This window comes from Bacillus sp. YBWC18, assembly GCF_002998775.1.
GTDB lineage: Bacteria > Bacillota > Bacilli > Bacillales > Bacillaceae > Bacillus.
The window spans coordinates 1-24,222 of sequence record NZ_PVRI01000010.1 but is presented as its reverse complement, the minus strand read 5'-3'; the positions used below and the strand labels follow the sequence as shown (position 1 = coordinate 24,222).

General features: G+C 41.0%; 29 protein-coding genes and 1 rRNA gene. 1 reads left to right on the top strand and 29 read right to left on the bottom strand.

What is annotated here, in order from left to right; translation table 11 throughout:
• Positions 1–22 precede the first annotated feature (22 nt).
• From C6348_RS18445 to metG, 15 genes are all read right to left on the bottom strand, one after another.
• A complete protein-coding gene (locus C6348_RS18445) occupies positions 23–649 on the bottom strand; it encodes a 50S ribosomal protein L25/general stress protein Ctc (RefSeq protein ID WP_060595355.1) in 627 nt (208 codons plus the stop codon).
• A 137-nt stretch (positions 650–786) separates the two neighbouring features.
• Positions 787–1,740, bottom strand: a complete 954-nt coding sequence (locus C6348_RS18440) for a ribose-phosphate diphosphokinase (protein WP_034665714.1) — start codon at positions 1,738–1,740, stop codon at positions 787–789.
• A 22-nt stretch (positions 1,741–1,762) separates the two neighbouring features.
• Positions 1,763–3,133: a bifunctional UDP-N-acetylglucosamine diphosphorylase/glucosamine-1-phosphate N-acetyltransferase GlmU gene (gene glmU / locus C6348_RS18435; RefSeq protein WP_106043936.1), complete on the bottom strand. Its 1,371-nt coding sequence runs from the start codon at positions 3,131–3,133 to the stop codon at positions 1,763–1,765.
• Between the two features lie 199 nt (positions 3,134–3,332).
• Positions 3,333–3,629 carry a septation regulator SpoVG gene (spoVG, locus tag C6348_RS18430; RefSeq protein WP_034324487.1) on the bottom strand — a complete coding sequence of 99 codons (297 nt, stop codon included), beginning with the start codon at positions 3,627–3,629 and terminating at the stop codon, positions 3,333–3,335.
• A gap of 225 nt (positions 3,630–3,854) precedes the next feature.
• Positions 3,855–4,232, bottom strand: a complete 378-nt coding sequence (gene ridA / locus C6348_RS18425) for a 2-iminobutanoate/2-iminopropanoate deaminase (protein WP_106043935.1) — start codon at positions 4,230–4,232, stop codon at positions 3,855–3,857.
• A gap of 38 nt (positions 4,233–4,270) precedes the next feature.
• Positions 4,271–5,104, bottom strand: coding sequence for a pur operon repressor (gene purR, locus C6348_RS18420; RefSeq protein ID WP_034665706.1), 834 nt, complete (start codon positions 5,102–5,104; stop codon positions 4,271–4,273).
• 55 nt (positions 5,105–5,159) lie between these two features.
• Positions 5,160–6,029 carry a 4-(cytidine 5'-diphospho)-2-C-methyl-D-erythritol kinase gene (gene ispE / locus C6348_RS18415; protein WP_034665703.1) on the bottom strand — a complete coding sequence of 290 codons (870 nt, stop codon included), beginning with the start codon at positions 6,027–6,029 and terminating at the stop codon, positions 5,160–5,162.
• A gap of 146 nt (positions 6,030–6,175) precedes the next feature.
• Positions 6,176–6,361 (bottom strand): small, acid-soluble spore protein, alpha/beta type, encoded by a 186-nt coding sequence (locus C6348_RS18410; protein ID WP_012008653.1) that lies wholly within the window; start codon positions 6,359–6,361, stop codon positions 6,176–6,178.
• A 163-nt stretch (positions 6,362–6,524) separates the two neighbouring features.
• Positions 6,525–6,782 carry a biofilm formation stimulator Veg gene (veg, locus tag C6348_RS18405; protein WP_003217979.1) on the bottom strand — a complete coding sequence of 86 codons (258 nt, stop codon included), beginning with the start codon at positions 6,780–6,782 and terminating at the stop codon, positions 6,525–6,527.
• Positions 6,783–6,995: 213 nt separating this feature from the next.
• The gene (yabG, locus tag C6348_RS18400) at positions 6,996–7,880 is read right to left on the bottom strand and encodes a sporulation peptidase YabG (RefSeq protein ID WP_012008652.1); all 885 of its coding nucleotides are present in this window, start codon (positions 7,878–7,880) and stop codon (positions 6,996–6,998) included.
• 135 nt (positions 7,881–8,015) lie between these two features.
• Positions 8,016–8,894 carry a 16S rRNA (adenine(1518)-N(6)/adenine(1519)-N(6))-dimethyltransferase RsmA gene (gene rsmA, locus C6348_RS18395; protein ID WP_095286199.1) on the bottom strand — a complete coding sequence of 293 codons (879 nt, stop codon included), beginning with the start codon at positions 8,892–8,894 and terminating at the stop codon, positions 8,016–8,018.
• Positions 8,887–9,447, bottom strand: coding sequence for a ribonuclease M5 (gene rnmV, locus C6348_RS18390; protein ID WP_095286198.1), 561 nt, complete (start codon positions 9,445–9,447; stop codon positions 8,887–8,889). The genes rsmA and rnmV overlap by 8 nt, the downstream gene beginning before the upstream one ends.
• Before the next feature lie 160 nt (positions 9,448–9,607).
• A complete protein-coding gene (locus C6348_RS18385) occupies positions 9,608–10,810 on the bottom strand; it encodes a G5 and 3D domain-containing protein (RefSeq protein ID WP_106043934.1) in 1,203 nt (400 codons plus the stop codon).
• A gap of 244 nt (positions 10,811–11,054) precedes the next feature.
• Positions 11,055–11,822, bottom strand: a complete 768-nt coding sequence (locus C6348_RS18380) for a TatD family hydrolase (protein WP_034665688.1) — start codon at positions 11,820–11,822, stop codon at positions 11,055–11,057.
• An 82-nt stretch (positions 11,823–11,904) separates the two neighbouring features.
• Entirely contained in the window at positions 11,905–13,902 is a 1,998-nt protein-coding gene (gene metG / locus C6348_RS18375; RefSeq protein ID WP_106043933.1) for a methionine--tRNA ligase, read from the bottom strand.
• Between the two features lie 520 nt (positions 13,903–14,422).
• Here metG and abrB point away from each other — a divergent pair.
• On the top strand, positions 14,423–14,713 hold the full coding sequence (gene abrB / locus C6348_RS18370; protein ID WP_087975202.1) for a transition state genes transcriptional regulator AbrB: 291 nt from the start codon (positions 14,423–14,425) through the stop codon (positions 14,711–14,713).
• 45 nt (positions 14,714–14,758) lie between these two features.
• On the opposite strand, the gene rsmI is transcribed toward abrB, so the two are convergent.
• The 14 genes from rsmI to rrf form a co-directional block, all read right to left on the bottom strand.
• Complete coding sequence (gene rsmI / locus C6348_RS18365) at positions 14,759–15,637, bottom strand: 16S rRNA (cytidine(1402)-2'-O)-methyltransferase (protein ID WP_060595349.1); 879 nt, start codon at positions 15,635–15,637, stop codon at positions 14,759–14,761.
• Positions 15,615–15,911 carry a GIY-YIG nuclease family protein gene (locus tag C6348_RS18360; RefSeq protein WP_106043932.1) on the bottom strand — a complete coding sequence of 99 codons (297 nt, stop codon included), beginning with the start codon at positions 15,909–15,911 and terminating at the stop codon, positions 15,615–15,617. Before C6348_RS18360 ends, rsmI begins: the two co-directional genes overlap by 23 nt.
• On the bottom strand, positions 15,898–16,641 hold the full coding sequence (locus C6348_RS18355; RefSeq protein WP_044140390.1) for a tRNA1(Val) (adenine(37)-N6)-methyltransferase: 744 nt from the start codon (positions 16,639–16,641) through the stop codon (positions 15,898–15,900). Before C6348_RS18355 ends, C6348_RS18360 begins: the two co-directional genes overlap by 14 nt.
• Positions 16,642–16,696: 55 nt before the next feature.
• A complete protein-coding gene (gene yabA, locus C6348_RS18350) occupies positions 16,697–17,050 on the bottom strand; it encodes a DNA replication initiation control protein YabA (protein WP_003217957.1) in 354 nt (117 codons plus the stop codon).
• Positions 17,051–17,064: 14 nt separating this feature from the next.
• Positions 17,065–17,892 (bottom strand): competence/sporulation regulator complex protein RicT, encoded by an 828-nt coding sequence (gene ricT, locus C6348_RS18345; RefSeq protein ID WP_012008643.1) that lies wholly within the window; start codon positions 17,890–17,892, stop codon positions 17,065–17,067.
• Between the two features lie 2 nt (positions 17,893–17,894).
• Positions 17,895–18,884: a DNA polymerase III subunit delta' gene (gene holB, locus C6348_RS18340; protein ID WP_106037503.1), complete on the bottom strand. Its 990-nt coding sequence runs from the start codon at positions 18,882–18,884 to the stop codon at positions 17,895–17,897.
• Between the two features lie 11 nt (positions 18,885–18,895).
• The gene (locus C6348_RS18335; protein WP_034665673.1) at positions 18,896–19,336 is read right to left on the bottom strand and encodes a YaaR family protein; all 441 of its coding nucleotides are present in this window, start codon (positions 19,334–19,336) and stop codon (positions 18,896–18,898) included.
• Between the two features lie 12 nt (positions 19,337–19,348).
• Entirely contained in the window at positions 19,349–19,678 is a 330-nt protein-coding gene (locus C6348_RS18330; protein ID WP_106043948.1) for a cyclic-di-AMP receptor, read from the bottom strand.
• 79 nt (positions 19,679–19,757) lie between these two features.
• The gene (gene tmk, locus C6348_RS18325; RefSeq protein WP_106043931.1) at positions 19,758–20,396 is read right to left on the bottom strand and encodes a dTMP kinase; all 639 of its coding nucleotides are present in this window, start codon (positions 20,394–20,396) and stop codon (positions 19,758–19,760) included.
• Positions 20,393–21,802, bottom strand: a complete 1,410-nt coding sequence (locus C6348_RS18320) for an aminotransferase class I/II-fold pyridoxal phosphate-dependent enzyme (protein ID WP_106043930.1) — start codon at positions 21,800–21,802, stop codon at positions 20,393–20,395. Before C6348_RS18320 ends, tmk begins: the two co-directional genes overlap by 4 nt.
• A gap of 77 nt (positions 21,803–21,879) precedes the next feature.
• On the bottom strand, positions 21,880–22,938 hold the full coding sequence (locus C6348_RS18315) for a toxic anion resistance protein (RefSeq protein WP_106043929.1): 1,059 nt from the start codon (positions 22,936–22,938) through the stop codon (positions 21,880–21,882).
• Positions 22,939–22,957: 19 nt separating this feature from the next.
• Positions 22,958–23,572 carry a 5-bromo-4-chloroindolyl phosphate hydrolysis family protein gene (locus tag C6348_RS18310; protein ID WP_106043928.1) on the bottom strand — a complete coding sequence of 205 codons (615 nt, stop codon included), beginning with the start codon at positions 23,570–23,572 and terminating at the stop codon, positions 22,958–22,960.
• Between the two features lie 129 nt (positions 23,573–23,701).
• On the bottom strand, positions 23,702–23,893 hold the full coding sequence (locus C6348_RS18305) for a sigma factor G inhibitor Gin (protein ID WP_017359334.1): 192 nt from the start codon (positions 23,891–23,893) through the stop codon (positions 23,702–23,704).
• A 171-nt stretch (positions 23,894–24,064) separates the two neighbouring features.
• Positions 24,065–24,180, bottom strand: a 5S ribosomal RNA gene (rrf, locus tag C6348_RS18300).
• Positions 24,181–24,222: the final 42 nt, after the last annotated feature.

The following is a 24,222-nucleotide window of genomic DNA, read 5'->3' as shown; positions in this document are numbered from 1 at the left end:
GGTTACGTCTCTAAATGACCAGTTATTCTCCATCGTTATCCTTTTCTTTAATGGCCTCAGGTTCTTTTGGTTCCTCTTCGCTATCTGGCTCAGGAACCTCTGATTGCTGAGGCGGCAAAATGGATGCAACGACTTCTTCTGGATCGTTATTCACTTGATATGATGACTGAACAGACAAATCAGCGACTGTTAGGACATCATTTACTTCTAAGTTTGTAATATCTGCTTCAATATGCTGCGGGATATCTTTTGGTTTCGCTGTAATGGATAGTTCAAATAGTGGCTGCTGAAGCACACCGCCATCTTTTACCCCTTTAGATTCGCCAATCAGCTGGACAGGTACATCTGCTTCAATTTCACGCTGTAAGTCGACCACTTGGAAATCTGCATGGACAAGCTCATTTTTCAGCGGATCTGTTTGTAATTCTGTGACCATCACGGATTTTGTTTCACCGTTCACGTCTAATGTGATGATTGTATTCTTTCCTTCATCACGTAAGGTCTTTAATAAATCGATGCTGTCTAGTGAAACAGCCAGGTTGTCTGTATTTTTTCCGTATATGACACCAGGAACGTGTCCTGAATGACGGATTTTTTGCAGTGTGGAACGTTTGAAATCAGTTCTTTTATTTGCTTTTAAAGTTGCCATATTCAGCACCATCCTATTTCATTTTTGTCACTACTCTCATAATTACCCATAAGCGAATCATTTTAAACCTATTTACTCTGAATGATGCCAGCAAAAAGACCCCAAGCTGATGCCTAGGGCCTTTTTTAATCAGAAAATTAGCTAAAAAGGTAGCTCACAGATTCTTCTTCATGTACACGGATGATGGCTTCTGCTAGCAAAGGCCCAACTGAAAGCGGAATGAATTTTTCAACTTTCTTGTCATCTGTTAAGTGAATACTGTTTGTCACAACCAATTCTTTTATTTTAGAATTTGTGATACGTTCTACTGCTGGTCCAGACAATACTGGGTGAGTACAGCAAGCATATACTTCAGCCGCTCCATTTTCCACAAGTGCATTTGCAGCAAGTGTAATGGTACCAGCCGTATCAATGATATCATCGATGAGAATCGCCGTTTTGCCTTCAATGTTACCAATGATGTTCATCACTTCAGCAACATTTGGCTTCGGACGACGTTTGTCGATAATAGCGATTGGCGCTTTCAGGCGGTCTGCCATTTTACGCGCACGTGTCACACCACCGTGGTCTGGAGACACAACGACGATATCATTCAAATTTTTCTGTTCGAAATAGTTTGTTAAGATTGGCACAGCCATTAAGTTATCGATTGGAATATCAAAGAAACCTTGGATCTGCGGCGCATGAAGATCAAGTGCAATGACACGAGTAGCACCTGCTGTTTCAAGCAAGTTCGCAAAAAGCTTCGCAGTGATTGGCTCACGAGGTTTTGCCTTACGATCTTGACGTGCATATCCGTAATAAGGGATCACAATATTGACCGTTTTCGCAGAAGCGCGTTTTAGTGCATCCACCATAATGAGCAGTTCCATAATGTGCTCATTGACTGGCGCACTCGTTGATTGAATGACATAACAATCACAGCCGCGAATACTTTCTTCAATATTGATTTGGACTTCACCGTCACTAAAGCGTTTAACAGAGCTCTTTCCTACATCAACTCCGATACGATCGGCAATTTCTTTAGCAAGTTCAGGGTTTGAATTCAAAGAGAATATCTTTAAATTCGCATCAGCATAACGATTAGACATGGTAAACCTCCGGGTATTTGGATTATTTTTTATGAATATTTTTCACATAATCTTCTTTATTGACTTGTCTTGCTCTAGCAATAGACAATGCATCCTGCGGTACATCTTCTGTAACCGTTGAACCAGCTGCAACATATGCCCCTTTTCCGACAGTGACTGGTGCTACGAGATTTGAATTACAGCCAATAAAAGCGCCATCTTCAATCTTCGTTAAGAATTTGTTCTTCCCATCATAGTTGACTGTAATAGATCCACAGCCAAGGTTTACATCAGTTCCGACCTCTGCATCTCCAATATAGCTTAGATGAGATGCTTTGCTGCGGTCACCGAAAACCGTTTTCTTGATTTCGACAAAATTCCCGATCTTCACTTCATCGCCAATTTTCGACAACGGGCGAATATGAGCAAACGGCCCAATTGTCACATCGATTCCAACCTCACTATCGCAGACGACAGATTGCTTAATCACTGTGCGATCTCCGACGATGCTGTCAACAATTTCAGTGTTTGGCCCAATAGTAGCGTCTGCACCGATTTTTACATTCCCTTTGATGACCGTCCCAGGATAAATGATTGTATCTTCACCGATGACAGCATCTGGTGAAATATACGTGTTCTCAGGATCAATCAAGGTCACACCATTCTTCATATGCTGATGATTAATACGTCGCTTCATGAATTGCTCTGCTTGTGATAGAGCGATACGATCATTGACTCCAAGTGTTTCTTCAAAATGCGGTGTTTGATATGCTGCAACCGTTTGCCCTTCATTCTTTAAAATTTCAATGACGTCTGGCAAATAGTATTCACCCTGTGCATTTTCATTCGATACTTGCTCAATCACACGGAAGAGATCTTCATTTGAAAAACAATAGGTCCCTGTATTAATTTCATTCACTTGACGTTCCGCATCATTCGCATCTTTATGCTCCACAATTTTCACGACAGCACCGGTTTCGTCACGAATAATACGACCATAACCTGTCGGGTCATCCGCATGTGCTGTTAAAATAGTGACTTTCGCTTGATGTTTTTGATGCTCGCTCAACATAGCTTCCATTGTTTCCGCTGTCAATAATGGCGTATCACCACAAATGACAATGGTTGTTCCCTTTTCCTGCGCAAGGAACGACTTTGCTTGTTTGACGGCATGTGCTGTTCCCAGCTGTTCTTCTTGAAGTGCATACTCACTTCTGTCTCCAAGCTGCTCTTTGACGTTCTCTGCTCCATGACCGACGATCGTCACTAGCTTGGCTAAAGAAAGCTTTAACGCTTCATCTGCCACATGCTCGACCATTGGCTTTCCGCAAACTGGATGAAGTACTTTGTATAGCTTTGACTTCATTCTCGTTCCTTTTCCCGCTGCTAAAATCACTGCGAACCGCTTATCCATTGATTGGCCTCCAATATCCCTATTATCCATAGAAAAATATATCCTAAATAAGGACTGATTTCAAGGATACAAGAGGAAGTGCAATAATTTTCTAATGGATGAAAGAGATAAGAAACAAGAGAAAAAACGCAAAAAAGACAGCATTTAAAAGAAAACATTCCATTTTCTCTTAAAGCTGTCTTTTTGGATTCACATATGATTAAGAAGCTCCAGCTTCTTCATATTCAATTGTTTCTTCCTCTTCGCCTAAGCGATGATATTCATTTAATACAGCATCTTGGATTTTACCCCGAGTACCTGAATTAATTGGGTGTGCAATATCGCGAAACTCTCCATCAGGCGTGCGTTTGCTAGGCATTGCCACAAACAACCCATTGTTTCCATCAATCACACGAATATCATGAACAACAAATTCGTGGTCCAGCGTGATGGATGCAATCGCCCTCATGCGACCATCGGTATTCACGCGGCGTAATCTTACGTCAGTAACTTCCACAGTAGTTCACCACCTTTTCCCAATATAAAAGCATTACTTAGGTATTCAACGATTGTGGTGATTCTCCTGCTCTTTTTTTAAACTTTTTTTGAAATATCGGGATATTTATACATTATTTGTCATTTTGGTGACGACGCTTACATTCTCTGCGTGAAAAAAAGACATCATGATGATGTCTTTTCCTGCATATGATGAAACCAAACGGCTTTCGTTGAGACTGCCTGTTTACTTTACTAATGCAATTACTTCAATTTCTACGAGTGCATTCTTAGGAAGTCTTGCTACTTCCACACATGAACGAGCTGGCTTATGTGTATGGAAATACTCACCGTACACTTCATTTACTTCTGCGAATTGTTCCATATCTTTGATAAAAACTGTTGCTTTCACGACTGTCTCAAAGGAAGCACCTGCTGCTTCAAGTACGGCCTTAAGATTACGGAACACTTGATGTGTTTGTTCTTTAATATCTCCATTTACAAAGTCTCCAGCTGGCGTTAATGGAATCTGCCCTGAGCTGTAAAACATGTTATTGACAATAATCCCTTGAGAGTAAGGTCCAATGGCTGCTGGTGCATGTTTGGTTTGAACAACTTTTGTCATATCAATCTCTCCCATTCAACTACATGTTTGATCAAAGCTTAAGCTTTCGAATGAAAAAACTCGTGGAAATTGCCTTCATTGATCTCAATGATCTTCTGCTTCATATCAATGGTTGAAAGCTTTAAAAGCGATACATATTCATCAACGAGACGTTCATTTACGCCTTCATCTTCTAAAAGAACACCGATCCCTGCAACATTTGCATTAAATTCCTCAAGCAAATTCATCATGCCGTTAATGGTTCCGCCCGCTTTCATAAAGTCATCAATGATTAGGACATTGGATCCTTTATCTAAACTCCGCTTTGCAAGTGACATGGTTTGAATTCGGTTAGACGAACCTGACGCGTAGTTAATACTTACAGTTGATCCTTCGGTTACCTTATTATCTTTTCTAACGATCACAACAGGCACATTTAAATAACCCGCAACAGAATAGGCAATTGGAATACCCTTTGTCGCAACGGTCATGACGACATCAATCGCACGGTCTGCAAAGATGGTCGCAAACAGCTTACCGATTTTCGCAAGAATTGATGGATTACCTAAAACATCGGTTAAATATAAATAACCGCCAGGAAGTACACGTTCAGGAGTCGATAGAGCCTCTCCGATATCGTTTACTACGTCGTCTGCTTCTTTTAGGTGAATCTTTGGAATATATTTCACTCCGCCAGCAGCACCAGGTACAGTAAGCAATGTGCCTATTCCCTGCTGTTCGAAGGTCTGTTTGATAATCGTTAAGTCTTCACTAATAGAGGACTTCGCAGATTGATATCTTTCTGCAAAAAAAGTTAACGGTACTAGTACGTGCGGGTGGGCTAACAAATAATTTGTTAAGTCCACCAATCTGCCGCTTCGACGAAACTTCATGAACTTACCCCCAGAACCCGAATAATTTATGATAAATATAACTTAATATACGGATTTAATCAAGGGCATTTTGTTCGCCGATCATGCGGACAGCGTATACTTGATCACAAAATCCTCTCAGTCCGTTATATATTCTTTGTACCTTCGATTCATATTGAATCAAGCCAAATACTGTAGGGCCGCTTCCACTCATTAAAACAGCGTCAGCACCGAAACGCTTCATCTGTCTTTTGATCATATCTACTTCTGGGTACATCTTTAATGTCACAGACTCTAGAACGTTGCCGAGTGAGCCGCACATCTCTTTATAATCTTTCGCTTCAATCGCTTCAATCATACGCTTTACATTCGGGTGTTCTACTTTGCTTGCGTCATATTGTCTATAGACTTCAGCTGTAGATACCCCGATCACCGGCTTCGCTAAAATCACCCAGCAATGCGGCGGTGTCGCAATATGCTTCAGCTTTTCTCCACGTCCTGTCGCTAGTGCTGTGCCTCCGTGTACACAAAAAGACACATCTGAGCCGATCTCCGCTCCAAGATCAGCTAGTTCATCTAACGTGAGGTTTAATTTCCACAAACGATTTAAGCCGCGAAGAGCTGCTGCCGCATCACTGCTGCCCCCAGCTAAACCTGCTGCGACTGGAATTGCTTTTGTGATGACAATTGATACACCTTTTTGAATACCGAACCTTGTTTTGAGTAATTTAGCCGCCTGATAAGCCAAATTACGCTGATCATCTGGCACGAATCGATTATGAGATGATACACGGATTTCATCCTTGTCCAGCTCCGTCAGCTCTAGTCGATCTGCAAGGTCTATTGTTGTCATCACCATCTCCACTTCGTGATATCCATCCGGTCTTTTTCCATGAACATCAAGTGAGAGATTAATTTTTGCCGGTGCTTTTTCTAAAATACGCAAACATTTCACCTACTTCTCCATCTAAACATAAGTATCAATATTGTATCACATTTGATGGATCTGATGAATATAGGCTTTTACGCCGAGCACACTGACTTTTTCATCAAAAAAAGCCAGAGACACCCGAGGTATCCCTGACCGTTTTTCTATCGTTGATTCTCATCCTGAGCCATGTGCTGTTGAGCTAATTCAATGGCACGTTTGACCATATTACCTGCGTCACGCGCACGAATCTCTCCCCAGCCTCCATTTTTGACGGTATCATAAAATCCAAGATCCTTCGCCAGCTCGTATTTGAACTCATCTGACATAATGCCTCGGCGTCTACCCAAACGAAACAGCCCCTTTAGTCGAGAATTCGAATCAGTGCCACTGCTTGTGTGGCTTTCTTATTTTGTATCGATTCCTTCCTTTTAACCCTTTCAAAAAATGGACAGACTCCCATTCAGAAAAAAAGGCAAAACAAAAAGCAGTAAACAAGAAGTTCACTGCCCATTAATAGGCGACTGAGCTAGCGGTATCATCGAACGTTAATTCGACCGTCTCAGTCAGTATATCTGCATAACTATAAGAAACTCTTTCAAACGAATTCTCATCTTGATCTAATTGAATCACAAATACAGAAGGGTACGTTTCAGCTAAAATGCCCGAACGCTCAATTGTTTTACGGCGGCCCCCGTTAGCCTTTAACGTCAAACGTTTACCTAAGTTACCATCAAGCGATCTTTTGATGTCGGACAAAGTCTTCGCCATTGCATCCACCTCACTGAGATAATTATACAACAACGGCTCGTTTTTGTCAAATAAAAATTAAATTATATCAACGAACACGAGCCATTGTCAACAAAATAATTTTGACAAACTTCTACCTTTTCTTCTCCCTATTTTTCTCAAATTCCGGTGAATTATGTATCCTTTTGCAATTTCTTTTTGAACATAAAAAAAACCAGACTGTAATCAGTCGGGTTATGTCGATTCATGGTCTCTTTTATATGGCATACCTACCCTTAGAACGCCCTTCGTCTCGATGCCTCCGAGGCCTTTTTCTCTTGTTAATGTATTTCGGAGCACATCCCACACGTTGATTCGATCTACAAATGGAGTGAAGCTGATCTTCGCAACGATATAGACGGGGTCGAGCGCATGGATATTCACACGGGAAGGCGAGCTCGCAAAATTGGCACCTGCTTGGATCAATGATTCGAAGTGAGATTGACAGGCACCTGCAAAGATCACAAGCTGATCTAAATGAGGAATTTTCCGTCTTGCTTTTTGAACCGTTTCAACGAAATGACGAGAATGGCGATAGGCACCGATATCATGTACGCCGCCCTTTTGCTTGGAATACGCATCATGTCCTGTGATGACCAAAATATCAGGTCGATATTGATCAATTAACGAGTCAATCATGCTTGGCATTTTCTTCTCATGGCAATGTACACCATACACAGGTACACCAATTCGTTCATATACATCTAAGCATTTCTTTAAGTATGAAGCATCTCCATCTAAATGAAGGACCTTTCCAGGCATGTGAAAATACTGCTCTTGATGCTGATATTGTCCAGAAGTATAATACTCTTGTTTTTCCCGCAGCAGCTGATAATCCTGTCTAAGTAAGTCAAGCGATTCATTGATTTTTCGTTCGTCATTTTTCTCTCTAGTCAGCTGTTCCTCTTTTTGAACCTTGACGAGATCTGACAACTTGGCATCAGCAATCAGCCTCACTTCATTCCCATGCAATATGGCGGTAGCTTCGTGCTGATCGGTCTCATCAATTCGAATGATTCGAAACAAAATATCCATTTGATAGGATGCCCTTGTCACCATATCTCCTATTTGAAATTGCATGCTTTTCACTCCACAATCAGGCTCATATCCTGTTGGTATCGTCTTACGCTAAAATATGTTCTTCTTTCATGTGTGCTGTTCTTTCTAGCCTATGCCCGAACGAACAAAGTGGTGAAAAACAAAAGAAAAAAGCCCTTAAGACAGGGCTTTTTGTAAAACGTTCGACAAACGGGCAAATTCCTCAATGGATAATGACTCGCCGCGGCGCTTTCCATCAATGTCTGCTGTTTGAAGTGCTTCTTCGATGATGGCTTTATGTTTTTTTCCATCAGGTAAATTGTTCATGAGATTATTCATCAATGTTTTTCGGCGCTGACCAAAGCTCGCACGGATCAATTGAAAGAAAAACACATCATTTTCTACTGAGACAGCAGGCGTTTCACGAACGGTTAGTTTAATCACAGCCGAATCCACATTAGGCTGTGGAACAAAAACAGTTTTAGGCACAACCATTACTGTTTTCGCTTCCGTATAGTATTGAACTGCGATAGACAGCGAATTGTATTCCTTTGATGAAGGGACTGCTGCCATACGATCTGCTACTTCTTTTTGCAGCATGACGACAATCCCTTTCAATGGAAGGTTTTCTTCAAGCAGCTTCATAATAATCGGTGTCGTCACGTAATATGGAAGGTTGGCGACAACCATCACTTCTTTACAGTCAGCAAAATTTTCCTCGATGACCTTCCTCACATCCGCCTTTAATACGTCTTGATGAATGATCGTGACATTATCATATGGAGAAAGCGTATCGTTTAAAATGGGCAATAAACGCTGATCGATTTCAAAAGCAGTGACTTTCTTTGCACGCTTAGCGAGCTGCTCGGTCAATGCACCGATACCAGGCCCAATCTCAATCACGCCGGTCTCATCCGTCACCTCTGCGTGATCGACAATACGATCGAGTATATTTGTATCAATTAAAAAGTTCTGCCCTAAGCTCTTTTTAAAAGAGAAACCGTATTTCTTCAGTATTTCCTTCGTTCTGATGGGTGTCGCAATATCTTTATTCATCGGCTTCCTCCTGCATGACGGTCTTTAAGGCCGCAATAAAATCATGTTTGGTTATTTGGAACATGTGAAGGCGCTTTTGCAGCTGCTTCGCATTGGTATATCCTATATTTAAAAGCACACCTAGTCGTTCGCGGCGGCGTTTCGACGATTCGCCTCCGATAAGGCCTGCGTCAAATAAGTCATCTAATGTAATGTCACTTTCCGATTCTTCCATTTCCTCATGGACATGGGCTAGGCATTCTCGAATACTGTCCAAGGAAGCATGCTCGACGCCAATTCCTTTGTCTCGCTTCGCCTTCGCAAGATGTTTTGGCAAAAATGCGTGCTTACAGCCAGGAACCGCTTCTGCGATGGTTTTCCGGATCTTCTCACCAGGGAAATCAGGATCAGTTAAAATAATGACCCCTCTCGTCTCCTGAGCAAGACGCACTTGTTGAATAACTGTATCACCAATAGCTGATCCGTTTGTTTCGATCGTATCTGCATCAACTGCCATCTTCACTCTGGCAGTGTCATCACGACCTTCCACCACAATGATTTCTTTGATTTTCATGTATTCCTCCGCTTGCAAAAACAATAAACAATTTTCGGTTAAAAAATGAAACCTTTCATGCTGTTTTTGCGTCTAATTAATTAGAAAACAGTGCTTCTATTATAACCAAAAAAACAGAGGGTGCGCAAAGCCCTCTGTTCATATAAATGATTGGATGTGTTTATTTGAGTACTCTAATTTTCACTCGTTTATTTCCCCATTGATAAGCTGCCGACTTATTTGGGACGAACACATCGATTTTATTCCCTTTTATAGCAGATCCAGTGTCTGATGCAACGGCATATCCATAGCCTTCCACATACACTTTAGAGCCTAGCGGAATGACACTCGGATCTACTGCTATAACCTTTGCACCCGGATTTGCTTTTAAATCAAAGCCTGTTGACGTTCTGCCCGTACATCCAGCACAGCTCGCTGTGTAGGCTGTCGACGCCACATAAAATTCTTTTCCAGACGATTCATTGCTTCTTGAAACGGCAGGTGTCGCTTTAGGCTCTTTATTGGACACTTGTGTACCAATAGCCACTAAACGATCCTTGCTATCTTTTTCAGTCACTTCTTTAATCAATTCTTTAGACACCACTTTGCCGTTTTCTTTCACAATGGCATAGTGCTTCTTCAATTTACCTTCTTCACCTTTTTTAAGCACCTTCTCTTTTCCTTTTTCAAGAGAACGATCCTTTTTATGTTTGGTATCAAAAGCAATTTTCTCTTCCACTACATCGGTGACTTTTTCCACCCGAGTGATCTGGATATCTGCGCTTTTTTTAGAAATATGACTATGTAACGCAGGTTTGATCTTATCGTGCTTCTTGAGCCTCAGCTCTTGTTGCTTTAAAAAGTCAGCGACCGTAGTCGAAGTGGTCCACACCTTTTTATCTTTGCCTCCATCATTTAAGCTGACCTGGAAGGCCTGCTGAACCACAAGATTCATATCCTTTTTAATCTTGTCATTCTTTCCTGGAGTTACTTGATCGTGCTTTCCAATATCTATCTTCTCATTCTTCAATAATGCTCCAACCGTCTGATCTGTTGTCCATATCGTTTTCTCTTTCCCATCTAGGGTCAGATGAACCGGTATAGCCGCATCATACACAATGTTCATGTTGTCTTCAATCTTTGTATTTAGACTTGGAGAGATATGATCCTCCGCCCTGGTCTTTATTCCAAGGTCTGAAAGCAGCTGTGCTACTGTCTCTTCATGTGTACGAATTGTCTTCTCTTTACCATTGATTGAAATGGTAATAGACTGCTTAGTGAGCTCATGCGCACCGTAAGCCGTCCCAGTTCCAGCTAAAAGCAAGCAAACAACTAGTAATAAAACCTTGCCTTTTCCTAGCTTAACAGAAAACAGATTTTTCATTTTTTGTACGATGAAAAACGCCTCCTTCTCCTCGGAGAGATTATATAGAGTATCTCAAAACCTGTCAACCCTTCCACCCACTGTACAAAAATGCTCGATTGTAACCCTATTATGGGAGATTGATGGAAGGAAGGGAAGAAAGACTTATCGACAACTTATCCTATGAAGAGGCGCAAACGTGTAGAACATTTTCGTTATGTTTCACAATTGGACAAGCTTAAACAAGGATTGACATCATATACTGTCAGTTTATACCGAAAACTTTTTTCGCATTTTTTGTGGTCAATTCAGCAAGCTCTTCAAAGCTTGTTTCTCGTAACTCCGCGATCTGTTCTGCGATATATTTCACATAACTTGGCTCGTTACGTTTCCCTCTAAATGGCGCTGGCGTTAAGTATGGGCAATCTGTTTCAATTAAAAGCCGGTCACTTGGTATGTCCTTGACAACTTCCTTCGGTTTTTTGGCATTTTTAAATGTCACGGGTCCACCGAATGAAATATAAAAGTTCATATCCATACACGCTTTTGCGATTTCTAGGCTGCCAGTAAAGCAATGCATAATCCCTCCAACATCAGCCGCTCCCTCTTCCTTTAAGATCGTCACGACATCTTCCGTTGCGTCACGATTATGAATAATGATTGGAAGATTCACTTCCTTCGCAAGAGCAATTTGACGTCTAAAGACTTCCTTTTGTACATCTTTTGGCGACTTGTCCCAATAGTAATCCAGACCCATTTCTCCAATCGCAACGACTTTTTCATGTTGAGATAATTCTTTGATCCACAGCAAATCCTCATCTGTCATATCAATGGCATCGACTGGGTGCCAGCCAATGGCTGCATAGATGAAATCATACTCTTCAATTAATTCCATTGCTCTCGTAATTGTCGGGCGGTCAAACCCTACCACCACGATTTTTTCGACTTTTTCACTTTTCGCTCTTTCGATCACCTGCTCTAAGTCTTCATTATATTGTTCAGCATTTAAATGGGCATGTGTATCAAATAACATCGTTGATTGCTCCTTTCGACAATTCTTCTAAAAAACAAAAGGTGTTCGACGAAATGTTACACGTGGAACACCTTTTGTTGATTTATAAAATTTTTGTTCCATTTGCTAGAGATCGGTCTACTTCAAGAACCTGCAATTTCCCATCAGTTTCTCCAGTTAAAATCATTCCCTGGGAAATTTCCCCTCTGAGTTTGACTGGTGTGAGATTCGCTACGCAAACGAGCTTTTTCCCTACTAATTCCTCAGGTTGATAATGCTTGGCAATCCCTGAAACAATTTGTCTTTTTTCAAATCCAAAATCAAGCTGAAGCTTTAAGAGTCGATCCGCTTTTTTCACTGGGGCTGCTTCCAGTACCTGTGCTACTCGAAGATCAACTTTTGAGAAATCATCAAATGCAATTTCTGCTCCAAGCTCAGGTAATTCCGTTTCTTCTATTTCTACTTTCTCTTCTTCCTTTGGTGCACTTCCCTGCATTTTCTCTTTAATATACGCTACTTCTTCTTCAACCTCTAAACGAGGGAACAAAGGCTCTCCTTTTTGTACCGTCGCTTGTTGAATGGCACCAAAAGATAGAATGCTATCCCAGCTTTTAAGCTTCTCTTCTTCAATGCCAAGCTGGAAGAAGATTTTCTCAGGTGTTTTCGTTAGGAATGGCGTTAAGAGCACCGCTGTGATGCGCAGTGATTCTGCTAAATGATACATGACAGAATGCAGCTCTTTTCGTTTTGTTTCATCCTTTGCCAACACCCATGGAGCTGTCTGGTCAATATATTTATTGGTTCTGCTGATTAATGTCCAAACATTTGAAAGAGCCACCGAGAATTCAAGGTTTTCCATCGCTTCTTCATAGGCTTTGACTGTTTGCTCAGCTACCGCTTTAAGTTCCTCATCAAACTCATTAACTGGACCCTTATAGCTGCTTAATGTACCGTCAAAATATTTTTGTACCATCGCAACTGTACGGTTAAGCAAGTTACCTAAATCATTGGCAAGGTCATAGTTTACACGTTCCACGAATCCTTCTGGTGTAAACACACCATCCGCACCAAATGGTACTTCACGAAGGAGGTAATAACGAAGGGCATCAAGGCCATAGCGATCAATTAATGTGACGGGATCTACTACGTTCCCTTTTGATTTAGACATCTTACCATCTTTCATCAGCAGCCAGCCGTGTGCGAAAATTTGTTTCGGCAACGGCAGATCTAGTGCCATCAGCATAATTGGCCAATAAATCGTATGGAAGCGTACAATTTCTTTCCCTACGAGATGCACGTTAGCAGGCCAATATTTTTTATATTTTTCATCCTGATCAGTTCCGTAGCCAATCGCAGTTAAATAGTTGAATAACGCATCAATCCATACATAGATGACGTGTTTTGGATTGTTAGGAACTTTAATTCCCCAATCAAAGGTTGTTCTTGATACAGCCAAATCCTCTAAACCGGGTTTAATGAAGTTATTGATCATTTCATTTTTTCTTGATTCAGGCTGAATGAACGTCGGATTCTTCTCATAATAGTCTAGTAAACGATCCGCGTACTTACTCATACGGAAGAAATATGATTCCTCTTTAATTAATTCGACAGGATGTCCGCTGTCAGGGCTTTTCCCGCCAATGACTTCCCCTTTTTCATTCCGCTCAACATCCACAAGCTGTGTTTCCGTATAGAATGTCTCATCAGGAATACTGTACCAGCCTTCATATTGATCTAAATAAATATCACCTTGATCAAGCAGCTCTTGAAACACTTGCTCAATGATTTTCGTATGTCTTTTTTCTGTTGTACGGATGAAATCATCATTCGAAATGTCGAGTTTCTTCCATAATGATTGAATGTCTGCTACGACCGGATCTAAATACTCGATCGGTGTAATATTTTGTTCTTCAGCTTTTTGCTGAATTTTTTGTCCGTGCTCATCTGTACCCGTTAAATACATCACATCATAGCCTTGAAGACGTTTATAACGAGCCATAGCATCCCCTGCTACTGTCGTATAAGCATGTCCAATATGTAATTTTCCGCTCGGATAGTAAATAGGTGTTGTCAGATAAAACGTTTTTTTCTTTTCCGGCATGTCGGAACCTCCTGCGTGTGTGTAAATGTCAAAAACTCCCGCCCAATGGACGAGAGCGGTTATCATCATTACATGAAAATGTGTTAGATCAATTCATTAAATTTTGCACTTGTGCTTTCTCTATGATACCATCTTAGCCTTTAAGATCAAGCATATATACATAGAACAAGATGAAATGATCGAAAAAGATGAGTTTTTCGAAAAAAACGACAAACCTGTCGACATTTTGTCGAATATTGTCGTATGAAATCTATTTCCAGATTTACAATTGTCTAATTTAGGGCAAAAGTCTTGTTAATCTGAACTCGTCATTTCTCATATTTTCATAGAAAAAACCCGAGAAATCCTTATAAATCAATAGTTTCAAGGTCTTTTGACTTTAAGAGTCATATTTTACAAACAATAGTAAACAAAATGATTGACGATTTATGGAAACCTTGTTATGCTATGAATGTAAGGAATTTGTCGAATAATGACGAAGATAATATTATATTAAGAATAAGAACTCTTTGGGAGGAGAATGAAGATGAAATCTACAGGTATTGTACGTAAAGTTGACGAATTAGGACGCGTGGTGATTCCAATCGAACTTCGCCGTACTCTAGGAATCGCTGAAAAAGACGCTTTGGAAATTTATGTTGATGATGAAAAAATTATCCTAAAAAAATATAAACCAAACATGACTTGCCAAGTTACAGGTGAAGTATCAGACGATAACCTTAAACTTGCTAATGGTAAATTAGTTCTTAGCCGTGAAGGTGCAGAGCAAATCATTAACGAAATCCAAAACCAACTTCAATCACAAAAATAAGTTTTATATAAAAAAGGTTCTTGCACCGTTTGCAAGAACCTTTCTTTATTGTTCAATATGATAGGCATCGTATATCATGCGCTTTGGTACACCACGTTCGACGGCTGTACGTTTAATGGCTTCCTTCGACGTTAATCCTTCTTCTATGTAATGGATCACGTGTTCCTTTTCAGATAAGGACTTCCACCAGACATCTTCATTTAACTCTTCTTCATCTTGATCATTACCTTGTACGACAAGACAGAATTCACCCCGGATTTGATGCTCTGCGGCCCATGTCAGCACAGACTCTAAATCTCCACGAATAAACTCTTCAAATTTTTTCGTTAGTTCTCTCGTAATGGCGATATTCCGGTTGCCCCACACTTCCTTCATCAAAGTCAGTGTTTCTTTTAATCGATGGGGCGCTTCATAGAAAATGATTGTTTCTTGACGCTTCTTTAAAGCTTCGAGCTGTTTTTTCTTTTCCTTTTTTTGTCGGTCAAGAAAACCATAAAAGAAAAATGGCTGAGGTGTAATCCCTGATGCAATGAGTGCTGTAAGTGCAGCATTTGCTCCAGGTAACGGAACGACATAGCCGCCGATATTAGTAAAGTCTCGAACCACTTCAGCACCTGGATCTGAGATCGTCGGTAAACCAGCATCGCTCACGAGTGCGATGTTTTTTCCTTCTTTTAACCATTCGATTAACTTGTGGCCGCTGCTGTCTTTGTTATGCTCATGATAACTCGTTAATGGCGTATCAATTTCATAGACATGACAAAGTTTTTTCGTTTGTCTTGTATCTTCTGCGGCAATATAGTCTACATCTTTTAATGTTTGTATGGCTCGAAACGTCATATCTTCTAAATTGCCAATTGGGGTTGGGACGAGATACAGAATGCCCATATCTGATTGACCATCAAAGCTTTTCTGTGTTTTCATGTGCCGCCTCCTTTTCTATTCGCATTTCTTCTATATAAAGGTCTTTCTTTTTCCGCGTCCACGTTTTAAAACGGTATTCTTGCTGCATGGCTTCTCTTTTGGTTGCAAAACATTCATGATAATACAGCTCAACCGGCCGTCTTGCTCTTGTATATTTTGCTCCCTTTCCACTATTGTGGCTCGTCAGTCTTTTTTGTAAATCATTTGTATAACCTGCATATAGGCTGCCGTCTGCACATTTCAATACATAGAAATAATGATTATGCTTCTCCATACAGTATCGTCCTGATTTCCTCTGTATACTCTTGATCATCTCCATAAACAAAAAGAGGCGGGAGAATTTTCAGATCTGGTTTTCCATCTTTTATACCTTCTACTAAGATGGTATTGGCTTCTTTTCCCTGTTTGGGATAAACAAATTGAATTCGTTTTGGCTCAATTCGGTATTTCTTCATCAATTCCACAATCTCAAGCAGCCGTCCCGGTCGATGAACCATCGCCAGTTTACCTCCTTGCTTCAGCAGCGTGGAAGAAACACGAATGACATCTTCTAATGTACAATGGATTTCATGCCGGGCAATTGCCAAGTATTCATTTTCATTGATTTCTTCCTTAGAAGGTGTCTTAAAATATGGCGGATTACATGTGATGACATCTACTTTGTGGTTGCCGTAGCGTGCTGGCATATCATTCAAATCACCATGAATCAATTCAATCTGCTTTTCAAGTTGATTATACGCCACGCTTCTTTTTGCCATATCAAACAGCCGTTCTTGAATTTCGACCCCAGTAATGGAGGCCTTAGATCGAGTCGAAAGCAGCAATGGCACAATGCCATTTCCCGTACAAAGATCAATGATCTCTCCTTTTTGGATTGGCACATACGCAAATTTCGCTAATAATACTGCGTCCAATGAAAAGGCGAAAACCGTTTTACTTTGAATAATCTTCATATCTTCGGCGAGCAAGTAATCTAATCGTTCATCTTCTCTTAACGAAACCATGATGTATCCTTTCTTTTCCTGTGAAAAAGGCTTCCGATTCAGCGGAAGCCTTTTCTCATTTTTTATTTAAAAATGACAGACAGAACAAACAGTCTCCCTCTTTACGAATGCTCCCATAATGTACATTACAAATATGGAAGCCCTCCTGATATAACCGAGCCAGGTTATCATGACCTTCTCCTATATCAGAATGACCTGGCTTCTGAGCAGAATCATTCTCTGTCTCAGACGATTTGTCCCGATCAGACTGATCCAGACGTTCACGCAAGTGCTGATTCTCCATCTGCAGCTGATGATTTTCTTCAATCACTTCACCGATATGATTTTTCAAATCACCTAACTGGCGATAAAGAGAACCGATTTGTTCTTCTAAATTGATCACCGTATCAAATAGTTCCTTTTTATCCAAGGTGGCACACCTCGTTACTCAGTTGTTTGTGCAGATACAACGCCTTCTTGTAATAATTCTTCCCAAGTATATTCTATCACTTTTTCTTGCCCGGTTAATTCAACTTGCAAAATTCGTTCTAAAATGTTGAGCCCTACTACCTTTGCAGAGCCACTAGATGTCTGAATCGTTTCACCGATATCGGGCAATTGTTCTTTCGCTGTTTCATACTCATCATTCTCATATTTCAAGCAGCACATCAAACGGCCGCAAAGCCCTGAAATTTTTGTAGGATTTAGCGACAGGTTTTGGTCTTTTGCCATCTTAATGGATACTGGTTCAAAGTCTCCTAAGAATGTCGAACAGCAAAGCATTCGCCCGCAAGGACCTATGCCGCCCAGCATTTTTGCCTCGTCTCTTACACCAATCTGGCGAAGTTCAATTCTCGTCTTGAAAATTGAAGCAAGATCTTTCACTAGCTCGCGGAAATCTACTCTGCCATCCGCTGTGAAGTAGAAGATGACCTTGTTTCGGTCAAATGTAAATTCAACATCGACCAGCTTCATTTCTAGCCCGTGTTCACTTACCTTCTGAAGACATGTATCAAAGGCTGTCATCGCTGCTTCTTTGTTTTCCTCAACGATGAGCCGGTCTCGTTCGTCTGCTACACGAATCACCTTACGCAGAGGAAGAACGACATCGTGTTCATCTACTTTTTTATTAGCGATGACCACTTGTCCGTACTCAACTCCTCTGACCGTCTCTACAATGACACAACTATCATTTTCTATATGAAATCCATTAGGATCGAAATAATAGATTTTGCCCGCTTTTTTAAAACGAACACCAATTACGTTGTACAAACTTATCCCTCCTGCAACATCAACACCAATTGCTCCATCAGCCCTTGGGCATTCACGTTGGATTGAAGTCTCTTTTTCGCTTCTAATACAGCAAGGATCTGGTTCGTCACCATCTGCTGTGTGGAATGCAGCGCGTGCTGCTTCATTGTCTGGAATAAGTCTTGATAAATGACTTTATCTTCATTTCCTATTTGAATCGACAATACATCACGATATATAAATAAAAGCATATCCAGACCTGTTTCTTGAAGGTCTTTCTCTTTGAAAAAAGGCATCCATTGATCCTGTATATAAAAAAATGCATGTTCTTTTCGCTGGTGTAAGACTTCATACAATTTTATCACTTTCGCTCTAGACTCTGCAAACTGATCATTTCGACTTAATTCGAGTGCTTCTGCTAAATTATTGGTTAAATTCGACAAAAGCCTTGCAAGATGCTGAGATACGCCTTCTTGTAATAGCTGCTGCTCCAAGGATTGCGGCTGCAGCGGCTGAAAGCTAAGCATCTGACATCTTGAAATAATCGTATCCAGCATTTTATGCGATTGCTCAGTGATTAAAATTGCCATCGTTTCCCGGTTAGGCTCCTCTAGGAACTTCAATAAACTGTTCGCGGCATTGACCGTCATTTTGTCCGCATGAAGAATGATATACATTTTTCGGTGAGATTCCACACCTGCTTTTGTAAATTCCTCTTGCAATGCCTGCACTTGCGCTTTCTTAATCGATTGACCATCAGGCTGCACGAGATGTAAATCGGGATGGTTTCCTGACTCAATCCTTTTGCAGTTTTGGCAGGATTCACATGGTTTCACTCCTGCTTTCAAGCAAAAAAAGCTCTTAGCCAAAAGCATCGCAGCATCCAGCTTTCCCGTCCCTTTTTTTCCTTCAAATAAGTAGGCATGCGCAAGTCGGTCTTTATCAATACTATTAAAAATCAGCCGCATGACGCGCGGCTGCAAATCATTCATGTCATCCCAGCTAATTGCCATGTTATCACTCTCTATGTGTAAAGGTTAATCAATAAACCTTTTATTTCTCCAATACGTTCAAGCAAATCAATAGAAGGTTTCTCTTGGTCCATCATATCCTCTGTTAATTCAATCAGCTTTTCATCTAATGCTTTGACTAAAGCGAGTGTACGCGTGTTGCCATAAATGTCAAAGCTCCTTGATGTTTCTATATTGAATCCATTATCGACTGTCTCTTTTACAAAGCGCTTCACAAGCCCTTTAAACCTAGCCAAGTCCTTTAGGTTTCGTGACTTTGTCAGCTTTTTACCGAACACTTCGATATCACTCAGCATGACCGTCAGCTGCTCTAAGCGCATTTTGCCGCTTTGCGTCTCCATCGATGCTTTAAAGGAGGCAGATGTTTGGCTTCCTTTAATGCCTTGGAGTTCACGCTTTTCTAAAAGCAGCCGCATATCTTGATTAATTTTCACAGCAACCCATCCTTAGAATTGATGAAATTGTTCAACTGGCAGAATAAAGACAGTAGCTCCACCAACTTCAACCTCAACAGGGTATGGTACATATGAATCTGCGTTACCACCCATTGGAGATACAGGTGCAATCATTTGATCACGTTTGCGGCAATTTTCTTTTATAAGCTGTAATGCTTTATCCACTCGGACATCATCACAACCAATAAGAAAAGTCGTATTCCCAGACTTTAAAAACCCACCAGTTGAAGCTAATTTTGTCACGCCGAAATGATGTTCAGTCAATATTTTCAACAACTTGCTGCTATCTTGGTCCTGTACAACGGCAACAATTAATTTCATTTGATTGGCCTCCTTTGTTTTAGGCACAGGTGACATGCCGATGTCTTCCTCTATATTATAACAACGATTGGGAATGAGGTCATATTTGATTTTTCTTTAATGTGTCCTGAATCACCCGAAGTACTTCTTCATAGACATCCTGCATCGGCTGAGACGCATCTACTACACGGAATCGTTCTGGCGATTGCGCAATAAGCAGTTCATAGCCTTCTCTGACCAACTGGTGGAAATTCAGCGTCTCCATGTCTAATCTGTTTTTTTCTCTTCCTTGATTGGCGTGAATTCGTTTTAACCCTTCTTCAGGTGTAATGGAAAAATAAATGGTCATTTGCGGCATCGTGCCATCAATAGCAAAGTCGTTAATTGATCTGACTTGGTCAATTCCAAGCCCTCTCGCATAGCCTTGATAAGCGAGAGAGCTATCAACAAAACGATCACATAAGACTGTGTCTCCGCGCTGCAATGCCGGTTCTACCTTTTCAGCCAAATGCTGCCTTCTCGCTGCTGCATACAGCAATGCCTCTGTTTTCGCATCCATTTTCGTGTTTTTTTCATTTAAAATGACTTCACGAATCTGCTCAGCAATCTCAATGCCTCCCGGCTCACGTGTCGCCATGACTGCATATCCTTGACGTTCCATTTCTTCGTACACTTTTCGAATCACTGTCGTTTTTCCGGCGCCCTCTGGCCCTTCAAACGTAATAAACATACCCCTCATAGTGTCTCCTCTTCTATATAAACATATAATTTTCTCTGATGAATGACCTGACTTGCTTGAACATGAACCTGATGTCCAAGCAAACGGCTTAACGCCTCAATTTGATCTATCTCAATACGCTCTCCCTTAATCATCAAAGGAATACCAGGCGGATAGGGAATAATTGATTCTGCACTCATCCGGCCTGCTGCATGTTCAAATGGGACAGCCTCTATGTCTTGATTTTGCTCATCAGTCTCAATAGATAACGTCTCATTTTGGATATGTTTTTTTCCTTTGAGCAATGAATCACTTTGCTTAAGAGCCTGCTCGATCCGCTTGAAAGGAACGTCCTTCCTCTGTTCTAAGCTAAGAATAAGTAAAACCTGAAGTTCGTCCGCAAGCTCTGGATGAACATCCACTGATTCAAGCACCCGTTTTAGTTCGTAACCAGTCAGTCCTTTTGTTGATCGAATGACGCATTTTAATGGATCGGAAAGCAGCGAGTCAGGCTCAACCACTTCAAGATGAGTCAGACGGTTGAACTGATCTTTCAGCTCTGTCAGTTCTTTCATGATTACATGCAATGTCCCTTTTCCTTTGATCTCCTCGACATAAGCTCTCGCCACATCTAATGAGGCCATAATTGGATAAGACGGCGAACTGCTTTGAAGCATCGTGAGCAATGTTTTCAATCGCTTCGCATCGATTCGGTCCCCTTGAAGATGAAGATAGGAACCCATCGTCATTGCCGGAAGGGTTTTATGTGCTGATTGTACCACCACGTCCGCTCCATAGGAAAGAGCAGATGGAGGAAATGCGCCGCCTAATACAAAATGCGCGCCATGAGCCTCATCAACCAGAACAACCACATCTGCTTCATGACACATGTGAATCAGCTTTGATAAATCAGCTGCATGTCCATAGTAGTTCGGATAAGTCAAAACGATTGCTCGGCAATTAGGATGTCTTGCTATGGCTTTTCTGACTGTATCATCCGTCACATGTGTTGGAACATGCAAGTGTGGGTCTATCTCAGCGTCTACCAGAATAGGCGTTGCCCCTGCAAGCTCGATCGCATGGAAGACAGACTTATGGCAATTACGCTGGACAAAAATCTCGTCTCCCGTGCGGCATGCCGCCATCACCATCGCCAAATTTCCGACTGTTGTGCCATTCACAAGGAAAAAGCTTTGATCTGAACCATATAGCTTAGTCAATAAATTTTCTGCCTCTTGAATCACACCAGTCGGGTGATGGAGGTCATCTAGACCTTCAAGCTCCGTCACATCCAGCTGAAGGATTGAAGCATAGTGGGACCGTGCCTCATCAAAAAAGACATCTCCATTGTGATGTCCTGGAACGTGAAAAGAATAAGGCTTCTTTTCCGCATGCTGTGCTAATGCTGTATATAAAGGTGTTCTCAAACAAATCGACCCTTTTCACTTTAACGATATCTTAAGTCTATTATAACGTTCAAACAAGTGAACCGAAAGATGGTTTCTCATTCCTTTATTGGATTCGCCAGCTGCTGCTCTGCCTCATACATACTGCTTTTCAATTGAGCTCGCTCTTGGCTTCCATGCTCTTTCACCTGTAACGTTTCCTGTAATGTTTCAGCTAATTGACGTTGGACCTTTTTCAACGTATCTATAGGAGCAAAAGATGCCTCTTCAAGAAGCTGTTCCTGCTGCTTCGATACCTTTTCATATGTTTTTTGGATTCGGTTCTCAAGAGCTGAATTGGCCCGCTGCTGAATATGCGTTAACGCAATCGACATTTGGTTGATCCATAGAGGAATAGACGCAGAAACAGTTGATTGAATATGATTGGTCAATGTATGATTCGTATGCTGGATCATGCGAATTTGTGCATTACATTGCAATGCAATTTGCCGGCTTAACAGCAAATCATACTTTCGTTCCTTTAGTCTCTCCACATACTCTTCTTCATTGACTTCTTGACTCATCAATTGCTCCTCTATTGTCCGGTCAACAGAAAGTTGCGTTTCTGAAATAGGCCGCTGCTCTAACGTTGTCATTTTCGCTTCAACTGCTGCGACCTGCAGCGTCATCTCTTGAAAATAAGTTTGATTTTCTTCAAATAAACGCTCTAATAACATATGGTCGGAGATTAATACGCCTCTTGCATAACGAAGTCTTGCTGACAATCTCTCGATCTGTGATTTTGCATGTTGAAAACGCGATATGATCTCCTGAGTAGATCGTTTATCCCGTTGAAACCATTTTAAAAAAATGCCCTGTTTCTTTGGCAGTAAATCCTCAGGCTCCACTACATGCAGCTGCTGCAAAAAGGTCTCAAGCACGTCTCCTATTTGATCGATATCTTTTTTCTCAACATATTTCATCATCTGTTGTGATTGTTCCAATAATTGTTCCTGCACACGTGTACCATAGAAAAGCAGTTTTTGCGGATTGTCAGGGATCTGCTTAGCACGCTGCACGGCTTCTTTTTTCTCCTCATCAGATAAGGTATCAAACACCCGAAACTGAAGATCTGTAGTGGAGGCAGGTGATGGTGTGGCGTGATCTTCCGGTTTCATCGAGTTTGACTCCTTTCATCTATTTCTTCATCATTTTATCTGCTACTTCAAGCTCAATATGAAGAGCTTCTATGTCTCTTCCTAAAACTTGCTGCAAATCATTGGTCAATTGCTTTTGCAGCTCTGTCAATGTCACTCGGGTTTGGCTCAATGTCATTTCCAGCTCATGACTACGATTAGGCTGATTATACAATAGTGCATATTTCTCAGTTAGTTCAACGACAGAATCCAAGCTTTCGAAATAAAAACGCTGTGCATCATAAAATCGATTTGGCTCTTTTTTTGTTATTGTATAGATTCGTCGAGCAAGCCGAAGAACTTCATAATTATGTTTGATCGTTTGTACGTTTTTCACAGCAAATAAAGCTTTTTTTAAACGCACGAGCTTTTGCCCTGCTTCTTTTAAATGCTGTTTGATATATACATAATCACTACGAGACAGTCCGTGTTTCTTTAAAAACAATTGGAAAGCAGCCCATCTGCCCCCTACAAACATCACACCCCATCCAATCATCGCATACAGTATCGATAATCCAGCATGATGATGGAAAACCCCTATACTGACGGTTAAAATCACAACCGAAAAAAAAGTAGAGAGGATGGCCCATATAAATGTATAAAAGATTGATTTCATGTTCATCGACTCCTATGAATAATCAGGCTCTCTGTTTATCTTATTATGAATTACGGATGATGTCCAAACTAAGTTCCCAAAAAACAAGCCCAATCCTTCATAGCTCATAAAAAAAGACCATCTAGTGGTCTATGAATACAAAGGCGGCGTATGAAGATTTTTAAGCTTTCTCACATAATCGGCATAGCTAGGATCCGAGGTCGATGTAGAAATTAACTTTCGCTCACAGTCTCGGCACAAAAACTGATGATATAAATAAATTCCCTTTGTCTTTTTCTCTTCACAAATCAAACAAATCGCTTCTCGCTCTTTTTTGCTCATTGTGACACCTCCACTTATAGCTTCAGTATGCCCTAGCGCTTTCAATTGTATACAAAATTAAGAATGTTTTAGATGGTAGTTTAGTATATGTATCCATGTCAGATCGGGTGTTTGTTCCTTTTCTTAAAAAACAAAAAAGACCAGTTCCGTATGGAACTGATCCTTAGAAAAGCTTGGCGGCGTCCTACTCTCACAGGGGGAAACCCCCAACTACCATCGGCGCTGAAGAGCTTAACTTCCGTGTTCGGTATGGGAACGGGTGTGACCTCTTCGCTATCGCCACCAAACCTGATGGAGAGAATGTTCTCTCAAAACTAGATAACAATGTT